This is a genomic window from Ignavibacteriota bacterium (genome assembly GCA_016218045.1).
Taxonomy (GTDB): Bacteria; Bacteroidota; Ignavibacteria; order SZUA-365; family SZUA-365; genus JACRFB01.
Map to the genome: position 1 here is coordinate 211244 of JACRFB010000059.1, position 19430 is coordinate 230673.

13 protein-coding genes are annotated in these 19430 nt (G+C 58.9%); 1 reads left to right on the plus strand and 12 read right to left on the minus strand.

What is annotated here, in order from left to right; all coding sequences use genetic code 11:
* Window positions 1-98: 98 nt before the first annotated feature.
* The 10 genes from HY962_15745 to HY962_15790 form a co-directional block, all read right to left on the minus strand.
* Window positions 99-6137, minus strand: a complete 6039-nt coding sequence (locus tag HY962_15745) for a right-handed parallel beta-helix repeat-containing protein (protein MBI5648384.1) — start codon at window positions 6135-6137, stop codon at window positions 99-101.
* Window positions 6138-6474: 337 nt separating this feature from the next.
* Entirely contained in the window at window positions 6475-7308 is an 834-nt protein-coding gene (locus HY962_15750) for an FAD/NAD(P)-binding protein (protein ID MBI5648385.1), read from the minus strand.
* 64 nt (window positions 7309-7372) lie between these two features.
* Window positions 7373-7738 (minus strand): four helix bundle protein, encoded by a 366-nt coding sequence (locus HY962_15755; protein MBI5648386.1) that lies wholly within the window; start codon window positions 7736-7738, stop codon window positions 7373-7375.
* A 43-nt stretch (window positions 7739-7781) separates the two neighbouring features.
* The gene (locus HY962_15760) at window positions 7782-8801 is read right to left on the minus strand and encodes a 4Fe-4S dicluster domain-containing protein (GenBank protein MBI5648387.1); all 1020 of its coding nucleotides are present in this window, start codon (window positions 8799-8801) and stop codon (window positions 7782-7784) included.
* 5 nt (window positions 8802-8806) lie between these two features.
* Window positions 8807-9670: a 4Fe-4S dicluster domain-containing protein gene (locus HY962_15765; protein MBI5648388.1), complete on the minus strand. Its 864-nt coding sequence runs from the start codon at window positions 9668-9670 to the stop codon at window positions 8807-8809.
* The gene (locus HY962_15770) at window positions 9663-10151 is read right to left on the minus strand and encodes a hydrogenase iron-sulfur subunit (protein MBI5648389.1); all 489 of its coding nucleotides are present in this window, start codon (window positions 10149-10151) and stop codon (window positions 9663-9665) included. The genes HY962_15765 and HY962_15770 overlap by 8 nt, the downstream gene beginning before the upstream one ends.
* A 192-nt stretch (window positions 10152-10343) precedes the next feature.
* Window positions 10344-12344 (minus strand): CoB--CoM heterodisulfide reductase iron-sulfur subunit A family protein, encoded by a 2001-nt coding sequence (locus HY962_15775; GenBank protein MBI5648390.1) that lies wholly within the window; start codon window positions 12342-12344, stop codon window positions 10344-10346.
* A complete protein-coding gene (locus HY962_15780; GenBank protein MBI5648391.1) occupies window positions 12341-13222 on the minus strand; it encodes a CoB--CoM heterodisulfide reductase iron-sulfur subunit B family protein in 882 nt (293 codons plus the stop codon). The genes HY962_15775 and HY962_15780 overlap by 4 nt, the downstream gene beginning before the upstream one ends.
* Window positions 13219-13770: a 4Fe-4S dicluster domain-containing protein gene (locus HY962_15785; GenBank protein MBI5648392.1), complete on the minus strand. Its 552-nt coding sequence runs from the start codon at window positions 13768-13770 to the stop codon at window positions 13219-13221. The genes HY962_15780 and HY962_15785 overlap by 4 nt, the downstream gene beginning before the upstream one ends.
* A gap of 772 nt (window positions 13771-14542) precedes the next feature.
* Window positions 14543-14914: a DUF4440 domain-containing protein gene (locus tag HY962_15790; GenBank protein MBI5648393.1), complete on the minus strand. Its 372-nt coding sequence runs from the start codon at window positions 14912-14914 to the stop codon at window positions 14543-14545.
* A gap of 360 nt (window positions 14915-15274) precedes the next feature.
* Between HY962_15790 and HY962_15795 the strand changes: the two genes are divergently transcribed.
* Window positions 15275-15475, plus strand: coding sequence for a cold-shock protein (locus HY962_15795; protein MBI5648394.1), 201 nt, complete (start codon window positions 15275-15277; stop codon window positions 15473-15475).
* 149 nt (window positions 15476-15624) lie between these two features.
* On the opposite strand, the gene HY962_15800 is transcribed toward HY962_15795, so the two are convergent.
* Window positions 15625-17973, minus strand: a complete 2349-nt coding sequence (locus HY962_15800) for a putative Ig domain-containing protein (GenBank protein MBI5648395.1) — start codon at window positions 17971-17973, stop codon at window positions 15625-15627.
* Window positions 17974-18319: 346 nt separating this feature from the next.
* Window positions 18320-19177 carry a hypothetical protein gene (locus HY962_15805; GenBank protein MBI5648396.1) on the minus strand — a complete coding sequence of 286 codons (858 nt, stop codon included), beginning with the start codon at window positions 19175-19177 and terminating at the stop codon, window positions 18320-18322.
* Between the last annotated feature and the right edge of the window lie 253 nt (window positions 19178-19430).

A 19430-nucleotide genomic window follows, 5' to 3' on the forward strand; every position in this document is an offset into this window, starting at 1 on the left:
TGCGGAGCAATATACACGACACGGCGCAAATACCCTGTGTCATTTGCACGGGATGATGACGGTTGTTCACGCGCACGTAGTGCGCCTCCAACGTGGTATTACTTCACTTTCAGCAGCAGACCCGTGCGCCGCGCGCTCGGCGTTTCGACGCTGCATCGATACACACCAGCCGGCAGTCTGCCGGGAGACACCGGAAAACTGTGCGTGCCAGCAGAAAGCAGCCCCTCGTACACGGTGAGTACTCCACGCCCAGCGGCATCATACAGACGCACCGCAACATGCTCCTCCACGGGAAGCGCAAAGGTAATGGTGGTGCGTTCGTGAAAGGGATTCGGATACACCGCGTACAAGCGGAAACCGGCCGAGGCAACTGCGACGCGCACTTCGGACGAATACTCGAAAGTCCCGTCGCGGTCCACCATACGAAGGCGGTACACATACTCCTCCGCGGGCGGTAGCTGGGTATCCTCGAATACGTAATTGTTGCGGATGTCCGACGATCCGCTCGCCGGTACGGTCCCGATATACATCCAACCGCCGGTGCTTCGGCGCTCGACATCGTAGCGCAGTGCATTCAGTTCGCTGAGAGTGCTCCACGACAGCGACACACGCCCCGCGCTGAATCGCGCGCGAAGATATTCAAGTTCGACGGGCAACGGACTGGTATTGTCACTCAATGTGAAGTCCGAGAACGCCGTCATGCCGCCCTGGCGCACTGTCCGCGCAACAGTGTCGATGGTGGATGCGGCATGGTGTGTCCATACACCGCCCGAACGCCGGGCCAGCCGCGCGTCGGCCTCGGCGGCAATCGAACCGAGCATGGCGGGTGTATAATGCAGCACCAGCTCGTATGTGTAGCCGCTTCCCCCCCACGCATCGATGCTCCAGTACGCGGAAGCGTGCGCACCCTGCGTCACCGCGGGAGGTGTTGTGCCGGTGCGTACGCGCGCGTGGAGGGAGTCGGGCACTGTGCCGCTTGAACCCCAGAGGAGTTCCAGCATCGTCCGGCCGCCCAGCGTGTACGTCGTCATCTGTCCGGTTCCAAGCAGTCCCTCCTGCCGCAGCATGGGTGGTGTAACCGAAGTCCCGAATTCATCGGAACCGAGATCGGTTCCGTATCCGCGCGTGCGCAGCCGTGTGCAGTGCCCGTCGATATCCGCATCGAGCGTATCGGATTCCACTCCCGCAATTCCATTTCCGTTCAGGAACCAGCACGTCCATCGCGTTGTGTCCACTGCGAGATTGCCCGTAGTGACTGCCGGGAACAGATCCGTCACGGAAATCTGCGATGTCGAACTCGGACTTCCCACCGAAGCGGTCAATGTCGCCACGTCGTTGTTTTCGACTGCTGTTTTCCAGGCGTGTGATGCGAGCGGAGTGCCCGCCCAGTCCGCAAGGCGTGTGGTGTCGCGCGCTGCAAGGAATTGATGGTTCGACGTCAGCGCCGGAACCCAGGCGTTGCCCATCCATCCCGACGTCTGAGCCGTGCCTATCGCATAATGGTAGTCGAGCCAGCCGCTCGACTGCCGGCCATTGATGAAGACGTTGTTACGCAGCCGCGTGGTGCCGCTGCCACTGCGCAGGAACGCGTGTGTCGCTTGTGTCGCCGCCCCGCCGGCTGCGCCCGTGATCACAACGGTATTATGGAGAAACACACACAGGGAATCTGATGCGTGATCGATGCCCCTGAATCGTGTGTCGTATCCGAAACCCTCGCCGAGTGTCACCTGATTGTTGGCATACTGCCCGCGTCCTCCGAGAATCTGTATACCCGTCACCGAAGGTGCATTGACGCCGGAGTACTGATTGTCGCTGCCGACATCGTATACGCGATTGCCGCGTATGATACTGCCCGTTCGTGCACCCGTGACGACAAGCCCGTATGCGCCTCTCGGCGCGGATGTGGTGCTGCTGTTGTGTATCGTGCGTACGGTATTTTTTTCGATACGCAGAACGGCATCCCCCCGGATGCGCATGCCCGCGAGTGGCTGCGAGGAGGAAGTGACACTCAATCCGCTTGTATTCGATTCGAGGTCGGAAATGGTATTTCCGTTTACCTGCAGCACGCCTGATCCGCTCACCGCGATACCCGTAAGCCGCGCGTCGCCTCCAACAGTATACACCGCATGACCCACGATATTGTTCTCGACAAAAACAGTGTCGTTCGATGTGATGGAAAGGAGATCCGCGTTTGCGCCGACGGAAATGGTATCACACGGATTCGATCCACCGCCGAGCACATTCCCGCTTACGGTCCCGACCACCGCCTTGCCTCCGGTGATGCCGAGAAGAATGCACGAATCAGCGCCGCGGGAAGCGATGTTGCCGATATGGTTATTCTGCACACTCACGGGAGGCCTGCCGGGATCGTTCCCTGCCGCGATCACAATGCCCCGCACGGCGGTCGACGAGGCGAGCGGTGCACCGCCCCGGCTCGAATCGCTTCCGCCGATACTGTTGTCGTGCACGATGTGCCCCATGCCGCCATCTTCCAAAACAATCGCGGAGAGTTCGCCCGCAACAACAGTACTGCGTGGCCGGTAGAAGTTGTTGCCCGCAATGGTCCAATCGTCGCCGTTCCCCGCGGGACCAAGCCACACGCCCCGGTATGAAAAATCCGTCAGCTCGTTGTCCACAATGATTGTCGAGGAATTCTTTGCCGAGGATGACGCGCCTGCATATATACACACCGCGTGTGCGGAATCGCTCCAGATATGGGATCGGAATAGATTCTCGCTCACGAGTATGCTGTCGTTGCCGGTGGATGTGCCCGCGCCGATGTGCAGCAGTGCGGCGGTGCTGCTGCGGCCCTCCACAATGCAGTTGCGCACGGTATTACGCGAGGCATCGTTCACGAACGAAAGCACGGACTGCGCCGTGGCGGCATTCACGAGACGAAGGTACCGTCCTCCATTGGCGTATCGGCCGTCGAACGATACATGGTCGGCGCCATTGAGACGCAGCATCGCGTTTGCTGACATCGACCCGTGGATGACACGCACACGCGCGGTGTCCGGACGAATAGTGATGGTGTAGGCGGCCGTCGCGGGAGTCCGTGCCACGGTGTTCAGCGCCACGGCGCCGTCCTCGAACAATGAATCCCGTACAAGCACGGTGAGATCCGCGATGAGGGATTTGTTGTTCATGTCCGCAAAAAAGCCGGAGCTGCCCGTGAGCGATGGATATGTTCCGGGAATAGTCACCGTGCCGCTGATGGTGTCGGCGATGATGTAGGAGTGCGGCGTGCCTCCTATCGGAAACGCGGCGGTGGTTAATGCCACCGATGCGGGGGCGCTTGCGAATGTGCCCGCGTTGATGGCGACGTTCGGAACCGCGGCGCTGTCCTGCGCGACCACAAAGTATTGTATCACATTCCCGAGAGACACGCCTGTGCCGTTGAAAAGCAGCGAATAGTCGATCGTGAAGGAATACGGCGAGCTTGTTCCCGTCGCCTCCACCCATTTCCACCCGTCGGACGCACTGTTGTTGTTGCCCAGTGCGTTTGTCTCGGTGCTCTTTTTGAAATAGACACGAGGGCGCGTACCGCTCAATCCGCTCACACCGCTCGGATCGGTGATGGACACGTGCGTAAAGGGTCGCGTCGAGGTTGCCGCGCCGGGTGGCAGAGGATTATATACAATCTCCGGACCCGCGTTGTCGGACCGATTAAAATTCCCTTCATCGGCTCCGATGTCGGGCGCAGTGCCGGTACCACCGTACCCCGAGGCGCCCTGCCGCGTCTGTCCGTCGTAATCGGACGTGATTCCCGCCACCGCGATGCCCGCACTTTCACACATGTTCACGCGCACGGTGTCGAGATGCACATCGTACGGCGTGGTGCTGATGTTGACAAAGGGCGGCAGACCGCTGAGTGAGAGCGTGTCGCGCGGAGCAACCCGGGCGCGGAACGCAGCCAGTGTTTGGTCGCCATTTGTCCCGTCCGTGAAGATCAGGCGTGTCGATGAAGGTGTGCCGACATAATACAGGTTGTTGTTCGAACTGCTGTCGTAACTGCTCAGCACTGAGCCATACCGGCGGTATGCCGAGGCGGTGCCCGATGTGCTTCCATGTCCGGCGAGATTGATGAAGATGTTGTTTTTCGCTGTGTACCGCGTGCTGTCGTCCACAAACACCGCGGCTGTTGACGCATTGGCGCCGCTCAACGATCCGTCGAGGTACACGGTGTTGTACAGGAGCTCTGCGCGCGTGCCGGTGACCGATATTCCGGCAAGCAGAGGTCCGACGTACGAGGGCGACATGTTCGGTGCGTAGAGTTCCGCGACAATATTGTTCGAGATTGTGGCGTTTCCACCCTCTCCTCGGATGCCTTGCACGAACGAATTAACGCCACTCCCGTTCAGGTCTCGTATAAGATTCCGCGTGACGGTGATGCTTTTACATGTGTAGTTCCACCACACACCGACGGCGCCACCGAGATCAAAATTACTGATCTGGTTCCGGTGAATCTCGATCGCGGAATCACCGCTGAAGGAGAGCCCGTAGGCACCACCCGAATTGGTGAAGTTGGTGATGCGACAATCCTCGACTATGGCAACGGAGCTGTTCAGCAGAGTGATGCCGTTCGTACCAATGCGGCCGTGCAACGCTGTAATTGTATCACCACGAAATACCCGACGCGGTTTCGATACGGTGGACGAGTACACCGCGTAACACAGCGTGCCGTTCAGGTCCTCGAATCTGTTGCTGTCGAGTTCCTCCAACATCGGGGATCCATTGTTGTAGTAGCCATAGGTGTATCCCGCGGTTGTGTCGACTGTGTGCAGATTCGAGCCAATCAGGTTGTGATGCAGGCGCAGTGTGTCGGCAGCCGCGTACACGCAATAGAGGTTTCCGGCGATGCCGGTCTTGCTGTTTCCGCTGACGGTGTTTCTGGTGGCAAGCACATGTGTCAGACCGCCGCTGCCGCCGAGATACAGCAGGTACATCATGCCCGTACCTGCAAGACTGTTGTTGGTGATGCGATTGCTGTCCACAACGAGTACCGCGACAGCTCCCGCGTTAAAGAAGCCGTAGAGCGCACCCGATGTGGCGGAGGAGTAACTGCAGCCGGAGATGGTGTTCCCGTACACGTCGATACGGCTGCCGTCGCCGCTGAAATTCACCGAGAGACCTATCAGACTCGATGTTGTGCCGTCGCTTGTGACCGTGATGGTATTGTTTTCCACCCACAGACGCGCGGAGATACTGCCGGTGGCGAGTATGCCGTAGCAATTTGTTGTTGCGCCATCACCACCGTCGATCGTGTTGTAGGCGATGCGCATGGAATCCTGATACACCGCATAGATTCCGTGCGGTGCCGTGGTGGATCCGTAGCCGAAACCCGTGATGGTGTTGCCCGTCACGGTGCCGATCTCCACAAAGTGATCATATCGGTTGAACGGAGCGACCGCCTGGTTGTAGCCACGGGCTCCGATGCCGACCAGGGCGTTAACAATGGTGTTGCCCTGAATGGAGATCGACTCGTGCCGCCCATCCTCGTTGGCGACAGTGACACCGACCGCTGTTGTGTCGGTGGATGTTGTCGCGACGGAGGTCGGCACCATGTTCGAAATCATGATACCGGTCGCGTACCGGTTCGACTTTGCTAGTGTGACCGTGCAGTTCCGAATCGTGACATGTTTGCACCCGTTCGATGCGTTGGCCTTCCTCAACAGATACCCGTACTCGTAGCGGCCGTGATTAATGAACGATACCGTGTCGTCGGCCGCGTCGATGCCATCGAAGGTGATGTAGTCGCCGCCTGTGATCTGAATCACCGCGTCGCCGTTGCCAAATTGTGTGCCGTTGCGCATTCCGCGTGTAGCCGGCACGACGATGGGATTCGCGCCGGTTCCGATGCGTTCGAAAACAATGGGTCGCGAGATTGTGCCCGTCGCTGTGATGGGCTGCAGTGTTTCGCGAAACGTCACCCCAGCCGAAACAAGAAACGTGACACCCGTACCTCCCACGCCGGATGCGTTCAGGGCATTTATAGCGGCGCCGAACGTAGTATAGTTGTTAGTGCCACTTCCGGAGGGATTGATCGTCTTTGTGCCCGAGAGTTGCGCGGTTGCAACACCAGTGCAGACGAACAGCAACACACACGCGGCCATGCTCCGGTTAAGATTACCGTACATGACACGTCCCTTCTTTCGTACGCCGCCTCCATCGAACATGCACGACTCGCGCAGACTGCTACAGGCTACTTCTTTGTCTGAAGATACGCCTTATTGTGGTGATAAGGAACCGAGAGACCACGATGCGCCCCTGTTGTCCCGTCGCACCTCAACAAGCTCGGTGTGACACCACTTTGTTGTCCCGCTCTCCCGCTGTCCCGCTGTCCCGCTGTCCTGCTCTCCCAGCTTCTATCTCCTACATCCTAGATCCTAAATCCTACTTCCAATCTCCTCCAAAAAAAACGCCGGACCCGCTGGCAACGGATCCGGCGTGTTCCGGGATCGTGTTCTTCTCTTCCTAGAACTCTTCCGGAAGTTCCTTGAGCTGCGTGTAGTTGAAGACGGGGCCGTCCTTGCAGACGTACACGCTGCCGATATTGCAGCGCCCGCATTTCCCGCAGCCGCATTTCATGCGGTTCTCGAGTGTGGTGATGATGTTTTCGTCGGTGAATCCGAGCTTCTGCATCACAGGCAAGGTGTATTTGATCATGATGGGCGGACCACAGATGATAGCAACACTGTTGTCGCCCGACGGCGCGAGTTTCTCGACTACGGTGGGCACAAATCCGACCTCGCCCTTCCAGTCGGGCGTCTCCCCGCCCGGATCCACGGTCACCACCGTCTTGACACCAGCCATCGCGCCCCACTCCTCGAGTTCGCGTTTGTATACAAGATCGTTTACCGAACGCGCGCCGTAGACGATGGTCACATCCTTGAAACGGTCGCGCAAATCCAGCACGTTCCAGATGATGCAGCGCACGGGGGCGAGTCCGATGCCGCCCGCGATAAACACGACGTTTTTCCCCTCCATTTGCTCGAGCGGGAAATAATTCCCGTACGGACCGCGCAGCCCGATCACGTCGCCCACATTCAATCGCCGCATGGCCGTCGTCACGCGGCCGTATTGTTTGAACGAACATTCTATATAATCCATCCGCGTGGGCGACGACGCGATACAGAACGTACATTCACCCTCGCCGAACACCGAATACTCGGCGAACTGTCCCGCGCGGAACGAAAATGTCTCCGCCACCACCGCATCCTTGAACTGCAGACGGAACGTCGTGGTGTCGGGGGTTTCCTGAATGATGTCTTTTACGACGAGGAGATGGGGAGTATAGAGGTTGGGCATGGCGGCTGACGTGAGAATTCAGAATCCTGAATCCAGAATTCAGAATGGTAATGAAGAAGGTCGTTTATTTGTCGTTTCGAAGTATTGTCGACATGTATGATTCGAGGAGTTTGCTGGTTTCTTCGAGAAGTTCCTTTGCAAGTGCAATCTCACTGTACCCGAGATCACGTGTGAGAATCAGAAAATACCGGCATTCTTCCAGTGAGCCCTGAGCGATATTGAGATATCGGACTTTGTCCGCTTTCGAACGTTTCTTGAATCCCTCGGCGATGTTCGCCGGAATCGACGAGGATGCACGGCGTAATTGCGAACTCAGGCCGTATAGTTCCTCTTTGGGAAATAGACGCGTCATTCGATACACTTGGAGGACAAACGCATGCGCCTTTTGCCATACGATCAGATCCTCAAATGTTGTCGCTGGTTCTCGCATCAATATTCTGGATTCTGAATTCTGGATTCTGGATTCTTCGAGGTCACTGACACTTCGCGTGAATGTCACCAACAATCTCCGCAATATCCACCCCCATCGCGCAGCCACGGGAGCAGCGTCCGCAGCCGGTGCAGAGGATTTCGCCGAAACGTTCGGGGTAGTAGCTGAATTTGTGCGAGACGCGCTGGCGGTAACGTTTGCCCTGGTCGTCGCGGGGATTGTGACCGGAGGCGTGTTTGGTGAACAGACCGTGCTGGCAGGCGTCCCAGTTCTTCATGCGCCGTCCCTCGAGGAAGCCCTCGGACTCGTCCACAATGTCGAAGCAGTGGCAGACGGGACAGGCGAACGCACACTGCGCGCACCCGACACAATTTTCGCCGAAGCTCTTCCAGGTCTCGCTCTCGAAATTGTTGCGGATCCACTCGCGCACACCCACGGCATCGAAGCGTTTTTCCGGTCCCTCGGCGGCGGCGGGCTGATCTTGCACCGCGGTGCCGTCGGCAAACAGCGCCGGAAACTGCGCAAGCAACGACGCGCCCTTCGGTGTGAGTACACGCACGGCGTATCCGCCACCCTGCTGCGGCTCGAGGAAAATATCTGAGCCCTCCATCGAGACAGGAGACAGTCCGACCGACGTGCAGAAACAATGCTGATCGCGGTACGTGCAGGGCATGCCCACTATCACCGTGTTGTCGGCGCGTGTGTTGAAGTATTCATCCTTGTAATCCCAGTTGAATACTTTCGACAGCGTGCCGATCGACTTCGCGTCGCAGGGACGCGCGCCGAACACGACGGTGGTGTGTGTGGGGAGCTCCGGCTCGAACAACACCACATCGTCGGCCGACTTCCTGTAGTAAAAGACGGCTTCCGTTTTCGGAAACACCTGCGATTTGAATGAAAGCTTCGTGGGTGTTTCGCCCGCGCGGAAGCGCAGCGCCTCGCCGTTCCGCACGGCGGTGAATTCACGTCCGTCTGGCGATTCGCCGATGACGATGTGGCCCTTCGCGACGAGGCCGTCGGCGAAGGCCTGAAGATTGTCGGCGGTGATTGTATACTTTTCCATGGCGCTCACTTTATATACTCTTCACGGTCGGACGCATTGTACGTGCCCACGAGCGTGGGAGACGCCGGATCCATCCCGGCCACGTAGTTGAATTCCGCGCGCGCGGTCATGCCCAGCGTGCGGTTCAGGAGAGACAGCGGTATGTCGGCCGGGCAGGCGCGCTCGCACTCGTTGCATCCCACGCAACGTCCGCCCAGATGGAAGGCGCGGATGATGTTCCACGAGGTGTTGCCGCGCAGCGACGCGCTGGTCTCGATCCACTGCGGCATGTTCTTGTCGGCGATGCATTGTTCACAGTAACACATCGGACACACCTGCCGGCAGGCGTGACAGCGAATGCAGCGGTCGAACTCGGCCGCCCAGTACGCGAACCTGTCGGCGGCCGACATCGCCGCCAGCTCGCCTATCCGCGCGCCCTTTGTATCGGCCGGCTTGTCATACGCCGCGGCTTCGCCCGCCACCGCATCGGCAAAAAAGGGTGCCTGCACCGTGCAGTGTATACACTTCGCCGCCGCGCCGCAGTTCGCCCAGTCCTGTCCCATCGTCTCCGTCACACCGCCGCAATGCACGCCGATGACAAAGACGCTGTCGCGGTCGATCTGCTGTTCCTGTATCAGCATCACGATGGCGCGCGCGTCACAGCCCTTTGCAACCACGGCCACCTTGCCGGCACCGGGACGCTTCTGGCGCGACAAGTACACCGCGAGATTATTCAGGGCGCTGTGATTAAAGACGAGGCGCTCCGCTTCCTCCGCGGTGCGCGCGATCAACGGACGCGTGTGATGAGGCCCTGCAGCTTCATACCCGATCACTGCCTCCACCGCGCCGCTCGAAAGCAGGTCGCGTGCGATATCCTTCACGTCAGGCATGGAGCGCTGCCTCCTTCCGTTCCGCGACGGCAAGCTCCGCCGGGAACTGGAACTGTGAGTTGATCATCCTGTATTGTTCGAAGGGCCCCTGGCGGCGCACTTCCTCGATCACACCATTGACGACATCGACCCACTTCTTTCCTTCCGAGGCCGACACCCACGAGAAATGCAGCCGCGTCGGATCGATCCCGACAAAATCGAGCAGCGAGCGGAACAGGGTCCACCTGCGGCGCGCATGGAAATTGCCCGTGTTGTAATGGCAGTCGAAGGGATGGCAGCCCGAGACGAGCACGCCGTCGGCGCCGCTTTCGAAGGCCTTGATGATGAACACCGGATCGATGCGTCCGGTGCAGGGCACGCGGATGAGCCGCGCGTTCGCCTCCTGCTTCAGGCGCGATGTGCCCGCGAGGTCGGCGCCGGTGTAGGTGCACCAGTTGCAGACGAAGGCGACAATTTTTGGAGACCAGTTCGGTTCGGACATTGTTGGTATTCTATAGTTCGTGTGGTCGGTTTCTTGGAGAATCCAGAATCCAGAATTCAGAATTCAGAATATTGGATCCGCAAACATGCGGGATACGCATGTCCAGATGTACATCGTCATTTCAGATACAATCGACATCGTAGATGTTCTGACTTCTGGATTCTGGATTCTGGATTCTGAATTCTCTTTCTCTCATGCGAGCGCCTGAATCTCCGCCCAAATCTGCTCGTCGTTGAAACCGATGAGCTCGACGGACTTCGACGGACACGTCGCATTACACGTGCCGCATCCCTGACACAGCCCCTCGTTGACGTAGGCGACGATTTTTTTCAGGTTGCCCTGGCGGTCGCGGATCTCGCGGCGTTCGACAGCGTTGTAGGCGCAGACCTTCTGGCAGTAGAAACATCCGGCACAGGTGTGATCATTGACCTTCGCAACAACCGGCTCGCGCTCGAGCATGTCGGCGCCGAACAGCACGAGGGCTTTCGCCGCAGCGGCCGACGCCATGGAGACCGACTCGGGAATGTCGCGCGGCGAGTGGCAGGCGCCCGCCAGGAAGATGCCGCCCGTCGAACTTTCGACGGGACGCAGCTTGGGATGCACTTCCACAAAGTAGCCGTGGCTGTCGTACGACACGCCGAGCGTCTGCGCGAGCTTGCCCGATTCGGGCTGCGGCACCATGGCCGTTGCGAGCACCACCATGTCGGCTTCGATCTCGACGGCCATGCCCGCGATGGTGTCTTCGCCGCGCACGATGTATTTGCCGTTCTGCTGATACACGCGCGACACGCGACCGCGCACGTATTTCACATGGTCTTCCTCGATGGCGCGGCGCACGAATTCCTCGTACATCTTGCCGCCCGCGCGGACGTCCATGTAAAACACATAGGCCTCGCCGTCATGCACCTTGTGTTTGTACAGCATCGCGTGTTTCGCCGTGTACATACAGCAGATTTTGCTGCAGTACGAGATGCCCTTCGATTCGTCGCGCGAACCGACGCACTGGATGAACACGATTTTTTTCGGAACCTTCTTGTCCGACGGACGAAGTATTTCACCCGCGGTCGGACCCGAAGCGCTCGCAAGGCGTTCGAACTGCAGGCCGTCGATCACGTCCTTGTACAAGCCGTAGCCGTACTCGCCGTAGCCTTTGTACTTCGAATCGTCGGGTTTTTTGTCGATGCTGTACAGTTTGTACCCCGTGGCGACGATGATGGAACCGACTTCCTCGGTGACAAAGCTGTCCTGCTGCTCGAAGTCCACCGCCTCGCGGCCGCAGGCCTTGGCGCAGGCCTGGCACTTGCCGGTCTTGAAGTAGGTGCACACCGTGCGATCGATGACGGGGATGTTCGGCACGGCCTGCGGGAAGGGCACGTACATGGCGGGTCGGAAAGCGAGACCTTCGTCGAATTCGCTGTAGGCCTTTTTCTTGATCGGACATTTCTGCACGCAATCGCCGCAGCCGGTGCACAGATCCTCGCGCACCGAGCGCGCTTTCTTGCGGATCGTCACCGAGAAGTTGCCGATGAAACCCTCGACCTTTTCCACTTCGGCATAGGTCATAAGTTTGATCTTCGGGTGCTGATACACTTCCACCATGCGCGGCGTGAGAATACACTGCGAGCAGTCGAGCGTGGGGAAGGTCTCGGAGAGCTGGCTCATGTGACCGCCGATCGACGGTTCTTTCTCGACAAGCACCACTTCGAATCCGGCGCCCGCGATGTCGAGCGCCGCCTGTATGCCCGAGATGCCGCCGCCGATCACCAGCGCGCGTTTGGTCACGGGCACACGGATCGGTTCGAGCGGCTGATTACGTTTCACCTTCTCGACGGCGATGCGGACGAGATCGACCGACTTCTGCGTGGCGACGGGAATGTCGTCGTGTATCCACGAGCAATGTTCGCGGAGGTTCGCCATTTCGAACATGAACGGATTGAGTCCCGCGTTCGCGCAGGCCTTGCGGAAGGTCTTCTCGTGCATGTGCGGCGAGCAGGAACCTACCACCACGCCGTCGAGTCCATGCTCGCGGATGGCGTTGATGACGAGGTTCTGGCCCGGATCCGAACACATGTATTTGTAATCGACCGACACGGCCACGCCGGGTATGGTGGCGCACTGCGCGGCGACGGACGGACAGTCGACGGTGCGGCCGATGTTCTCGCCGCAGTGGCAGATGAAGACGCCGATTTTCATGCGACTGCCTCCTTCTTCGACGCCTTTGCGAGCGCAGGCGCGGGGTTGATGAAGTGCAGATCGAGCCCGAGCTTTTTATGCTCCATGCCGAGCGCGAGTCCGACGAGTTCCGAGAGATAGAGCACGGGCAGATCCTGATGCGCGCTGTCGCGTTTGCGCATCGAGCGCTGCCGCATGTCGAGATTCGAGTGGCACATCGGGCAGGCCACGAGCACCAGATCCGCGCCCGCCGCGCGCGCGTCGTCGAGGATTTTTTTCGAGAGGTCGATCACGATGCCGGTGTGTGCGATCGAATGCGCGGCGCCGCAGCATTCGGTCTTGAAGTTCCACTCAACCGTCTTCGCGCCCGTCGCGGCCACGATGGCTTCCATGCTCACCGGCGCCTCGGCGTCGTCGAACTTCAGCACCGCCGAGGGACGCACGAGCAGGCAGCCGTAATAACAGGCGACCTTCAGTCCGTCCAGCGGCAGCGTCACCTTCTCCTTCACCACATCGGCGCCGATGCGTCCGAACAGTTCCAGGATGTTGAGCACACGCACGCCGTCGTGATAGGGCTCCTCGAGCACGTACTCGACCTTTTCGCGCATGCCCGGTCGTGTGGCGATTTCGTGCGAGGCTGCGACGAGGCGGTTGTAACAGGCCGCGCAGGGCGCCATCACCTCGTCCATCTTCTGTTTCGCCGCAAGCAGGAGATTGCGCGCGGGCAGGGCAACCGAGAGCAGGTGGTTTGTCGCATGCGCCGACGACGCGCCGCAGCACGACCAGTCGTCGATCTCCTCCATCTCGACGCCGAGTGCGGCAAGCACTTCGCGCAGCGAGCGGTCGTATTCCTTCGCGGTGCCCGTCAGCGAGCAGCCGGGATAATATCCGAGTGTCATTCGTGTGTGCCCTCCTCTTTCGCGCGGATGAAGATGCGCTTCATCACGGCGGGATTATGGACGCGGTGCGGAAACACGGCGAGTTTTCCCTTCAGAAACATTTCGGGCGCGACATCGACGTCCTGCATCAGGTGACCCGACGCGAGTTTGTATTCGGCCACAAGCCCCATCTCGTATGCGCGTCCGTGCTGCTCGATCTGGTGCAGGAAGGCGGCATGGAATTTCTGCACGTCCTTTTCCGCCGCCGTTTTGCCTTGAGCGCGCGCGAGCTGCCTGACAGCGTCCATAAATCCCGCCAGGTCGAATTCCTTCGGACAGCGGGTGGAACACGTCATACATCCGGCGCAGAGCCAGGCCATGGCCGCCTCGAGTGCCTGATCGTCGAAGCCGAGCTGGACGAGCCGCACAACGCGATTGGGCGCGCAGTCGGTGTACGGTCGGACCGGGCAGCCCGCCGAACACTTGCCGCACTGATAACACTGCGCGGGGTCCTGCCCCGTCATCGCGGCGATGGTGTCCGCGAGTGTGTTGCTTGAATGTGAGTGCATGGAGAATGTTTCCTGGAGGAAGAGAATCGGACTCGTGTGTCAGAAATACACGAACACGCCGCGGCTGCGATGCAACCGGGCGTGCGAGTGTGCTTCCATCGATGTGGAAGATGAAACGAAATACTCTGCGGGGAGGAACAGCGAAAGGGAAAGGAGGTGCGGTTGAAACAAGGTGCGTGCTACGACGATGTGATGGAACACCAACATCTGATAGCAACAAATTTCACGTATCAACCACTAAGAAACAAGAAAAAAAGAAAAACCCACCGAAATATCCGCCCATATTCGGACAAATACGATCTCACCAAGCCGATAATAGACAGATAATGCACGTTTGTTGTAAAAGTCCACACTAACAAAAACACAACCGCTTCTTCCGAATTTTCCACGGAAGGTGTACTCATAAAAGTGCTGTCCCGTCGTGCTTTCCCGCTTCGCGGGACTCAGCGTGACACTATTTCGTTGTTCCGCTCCCGCTGTCCCGCTCTCCCGCTGTCGCACCACAGAGTGTTGCACGAAGAAAACAGCACACAGGAGGAACGGAGGAAACGGAGGTTTTTTCTTGCGGCCTTCGGCCGCTCTCCCGCTGTCCCGCTGTCCGGTGTCCCGTCGCGCTTCGACAAGCTCAGCGAGACACTATTGCGTTGTCCCGCTGTCCCGCTCTCCCGCTGTCCCGCTCTCCCGTTCCCTATCCGCGCGACGCGGAAGAAGTATGATCGGCAACAATCTTCCATCCCGTCTCTGTGCGACGGACGAGAAGCGTGAACAGTCCCTACGGCGTGTCGGTGCTGCGTCGCAGTATCCACTTGCCAAAAACCAGCGCCGCTTCGTCGTTCAGTATCTTGATGTCGATGTCGGTATAGACAAGGGTGCCCATGGTCTCGGCATCGGGATACGCCCGTTTCATGCGGTCGCGGACCGTCTTCCAGCCGAAGGTTACCGTCCCTCCCGATGCAAAACGTACAGAATCCGATTCCTCATAGACACGCATGTATCCGTCGAGATCCGCATTATTCCACGCGTCGGCTTGTTTTGTGAGCGTCTCGGTGATTTCCTGCCGTATGGCGGATTCGTCAATCGTGGAACAGGAGGCGCAGAAAAGGACGAAAAACAGCGGAGCGGCGGTGACAAGGCGAGACTTCATGGCGGTGCTTTTTTGTGCGAATCGTCCGCGCCCGAGCGCGGCGGAGTGAGCAAACATTGGTTTTTCGCCCGTTCTAAACAAATCGGACGAGAAAATTCTTTTCATTTTCGCTTTTTTTTGTTGCCTTTGCCTGAAAATCCGTGTAAGTTATCGCTGCATAATTCACCAACGTGGTTCATGTTTTCCGCTGTTAGTTTGATGGTTCGATTGAGGGTTGATGACGCTGGACTCCAGTGCTGTGGTACCCGTGTCACATCAACACACACAGCGCGGCAGGGTACGCGCTGATAGCGCATACCGGGTCCGCGACACTGGAAAACACTGCTCCTCTATGTAACACTCAATCGAAGGATGACAGTCATGGAAAAAGGTACTGTCAAGTGGTTCAACGAGACCAAGGGTTTCGGATTTATTCAGCGTGAGTCGGGTGACGATGTGTTCGTTCACTATCGCTCGATCAACGGCAAGGGCTTCCGCAAGCTGAACGGCGGCGACATGGTCGAGTTCGAAGTGGAAGAAGGTCCGAAGGGTCTCCAGGCGGTCAACGTCACAAAGATCTAACCCGGCACACACCGCAAACGATTGCATAGAACCAACGCCCCGCGGCACACTCCGCGGGGCGTTTCTTTTTTCCCACGCCCGAAAAAAAACGCGCGACCCGAAGGCCGCGCGTTCTGTATCGAAGGATGTACGCGGTGTGCGCCGGGGAATCAGCGCACGATGTTGAACGGACGCGTCAATGTGACCGCGCCTGCGCGCAGCGTAACGTAGTACGCGCCCGCGGGCAGGGCCGCCGTCTCGAACATCGCGCGGTGTGTGCCCGCTTCAACGCTGTTGTTGATGACGGTCGACACCGTGCGGCCGGCCGCGTCGCTGATCGTCACAAGAAGTTGTGACGCGGAGGGGACGGTGTAATCGAAGGACGCCGCGGCACTCGAAACAGAGACGGGATTCGGGTACACACTCGAAAGCGTAAAGCCCTGCTCCGACACGAGACCTTCCACACCCACCGGATCAGACACGTCGATGGTGAAGGCCTGGTCGGCCTTGCCCACAGGATTCGTAGCGGTGACGGTCACGTTGTGCCGGCCCTTCTGCCCTGTTACCGGAGTCCACGTGATCAGTCCGGTTGTGGGATTGACTATCAAACCCGTGGGCGCCACGGTCATGCTGAATGTGGGTGCGGGCTCGGCCTCGGCCGTCACCTGATAGCTGTACGGCTTGCCGATAGTGGCGGTGAAGACTTCCGTGCTGGTGATGCGCGGGCTTGCTTGGACAAAAAGGGCGTACGGGAATTCGACGCTACCGGCGGAATTACGCGCTTCGAGCGTGACGGCATTGCTGCCCCTGTCGTCTCGTGCCGGACTCCATGTAATGATGCCCAACACCGAATCTACACGCATGGTCGGCGGCCCGGATTTGAGGAAGAACCTTGGTGCGGGTGTGCCTGACGCGGTGATCGTGTCACGGAAGAGCTGTCCGGCAACGGCGATTATCCGCGGTGAGCGGGTGAACACCGGCAGTATCGCCCCGCTGCCTACGGTGATCTTATACGTCTGCTCGTCTATACCGAGGCGGTTTTCCGCGCGGACCTTCACGTCCACCTGCCCCTCCGCCGTCGGGGTCCACGTGATAATCCCCGAGTTGGCATCGATCTTCATCGAAGGCGGAAACACTTGCAGCGAATACGTCGCCTGCGGATTGCCGAGCGACGACACCTGGTACGTGTACGGAACGTTCACCGTGGCGGCGGTACGCGCCTGCGAGGTGATCTGCGGGCCGTATGCCACGGACTCGATCTTGAGTGTGAAACTCTGCACATCACTGCCCACATCGTTTGTGGCGGTAATGCCCACGATGTGTTCGCCTACCTGCTGCGCTGTGGGCACCAGGGTCACCTGACCCGTCAGCGGATCGATGGTGATACCCTGCAGCGATGCCTGCAATTTGAATGTCGGATCCGGACCGCCCGTCGCCGTCACATTATAAAAGTACGGTTCACCGGTGAGGGCCATACGTTTCGGGTACGACGTGATTTTCGGCGCGGTCGGATCGGCGACAACGATGGTGTAGCTCTGCCTGTCCGTTCCGTTTGTATTCATCGCCTCGATGGTCACCGACTGATTCCCCTTGTCGGATGCGCCCGGGGTCCAGCGAATCGCTCCCGTGTTATGATCGATCGTCATCGACTGCGGACCTGTGACGATGCGGTACGTGGGCCGCGGATTACCCGACGCGTGCAGATCGTAGCGGTATTCCAGACCGACAAAACCCTTGGTCTTCGCCGCGGTCACAATCTTCGGCCACGGATTCGACGTGGCTGTGTCGGCGAACGCGGTCATATACAGATACGAGAAAATCGGTTTCTGCGTGCCGGACTCGACAAGTGTGCTGTCGAGTGTAGCAAGCTGCAGATCGCCGCCCGAGGTGTTCAGCATGATCACACGCGTTTTCTCGAGCGTGCGCGCAGGCAGTTCGTGGAAGTCGCCCGCGACGGTCACCGTGTTGTTGGTGCCGCCCGTGAGCGTAAATTCGACGGAGATAAAAAATTCCTTCGGAACAGTTTTGCCGTTGAAGACGATGGTGTTCCAGGCATTCTGCGCGATGGCCGTCGAGGGGATGAACAGCGAATCGATGGCTGGTGAGAACTGCGGCACATAAAAAGTGGACGAACCAAAATTCGCCGGCACCGCGGGATATACACGGAACGACACCGATCCCGGCGTCAGCGCCGAAATAAACACCTGCATGGAATCGAGGAAGCCCGCGTTGTTCGGCAGCGTGAAGCGCTGGAACAGCATAAGGTTCATGAACGAACCGTAATCGCGCGGCATCTGCCAGTTGAAGCGCGGCAGCGTGATATCGTGGTACTTCATGGCGACGGTTGTGCCGGCCGCGGGTGCGGGCGGCTGCGTGCCGAGCGGGGCCGCCATACGCGTCAACGGCGACGCTGCGGGCACGGCCGTGGGGACAGTCGCGACAGAATTCTCGATCCGTACCTGCGCGTACGCCGCGGAAGCCAGAAGGAAGACAACAAGCAATAAGTACGAACGCTTCATGAGTCACTCCGGAATGAGAATGGGCGGGCGGGTGAAGAAAATGAAATTTGGATGCGCGCCTGGAAAAAAACAAGCGAGAGGCGTCGGGGAATGGGAACGGGGAACGGGGAACGGGGAACTGGGAACTGGGAACGAGAGGGGAAGAACGAAATTATCGGACCAGCACATCTTTTAAAGAAACCGCCGGAAGGCGAACCTCGCGCAGGCAATGCTGAACGCACCGAGGAATTCCCGCTGTCCCGCTCTCCCGCTGTCCCGCTCTCCCGCTGTCCCGCTCTCCCGCTGTCCCGCTCTCCCGCTGTCCCGCTCTCCCTACTCCCAACTCCCCACTCCCTACTCCCAACTCCTAGCTCCCAGTTCCTAGCTTCTCTACCCACAGCAGCTCCGGTTTTAATCCTCCGCAACGCTGGCGGCTGCTGGCCAGATTTTCGTCGGACATAAGCCAGAGCAGTTCGGGCATGATGGTGGAATAATGGCGCAACGTATCCAGCTCGATGTTGAACGCGCGGTCGACGGCATCGGAAAATCGTGCGCCCCCCGTCCATGTACGCAGAAAGGCGATCGGTGAGTACAAAGTAATATTATTGACGCCGGGTGCTCCTGACACGGCTGCGAGACCCGCAGTTTCCCAGGTTGCAATAGCAGTTGCCGCGTGACAACATGTCTGATAGAGAGCGCGGACGCCGAGCCGTTCGCGGCTGATAACCGCTGCCAGATCCGCAACAGCCGCCCTCCCATCACTGAACAGGAGAGTGGGACCATCGGAGTGCAGATCGAAGATCAGATCGACCGCGAGACCTCGCGACGACATCGCCCGGATGGAATCCAGCAGGATGCTGCTCCGCGCGCTGCCATCGGTCAGTGCGCAGAAGCTTGTGTAGCGTCCCTCAGCAACCTTTTCCAGTTCGCCGATCATCCACGGTTCGCCATACGCCTCGAGGATGTCGTTGAGCAACATGCCGCGCATCGCCGCTGTATCCACTCCCAGAATTCCGCCGAGCACCTGCAGCACCTGCGGCCTCCGCATCTCAAACGCGAGTTCCAACGCCGATCCTCTCTCGCCGTCACTGTTCTCCACAACCGCGATGAGTCCGGCGGGACCGCAGGCATACACCACGGGTTCGCGTGGAGCAACCGGATCGTCACCGCCGCAACCAAGCAACACAACAACGGTCAACAACAGCAGCACGGCAGTTGCTCGCATGAGACCTCCTTTGGAAAGAAAATGTAGAGGAAGAGATGGGATCAGGCCGCTACGACCCGAACGGCAAAAACTATCACGATCCGCTCACAGGGAAAAGGCGAAAGAACATCCGGTCCTGCCTTCGCACCAACGCCACCACCAACGAACAGATACCGCTTCCACCACTTTACCCCTTTACCTCTTTACCCCTTTACCTCTTTACCCCTTTACCTCATTTCGCCAAGAAAAAAGTATCACGCGCTGATACCATTTC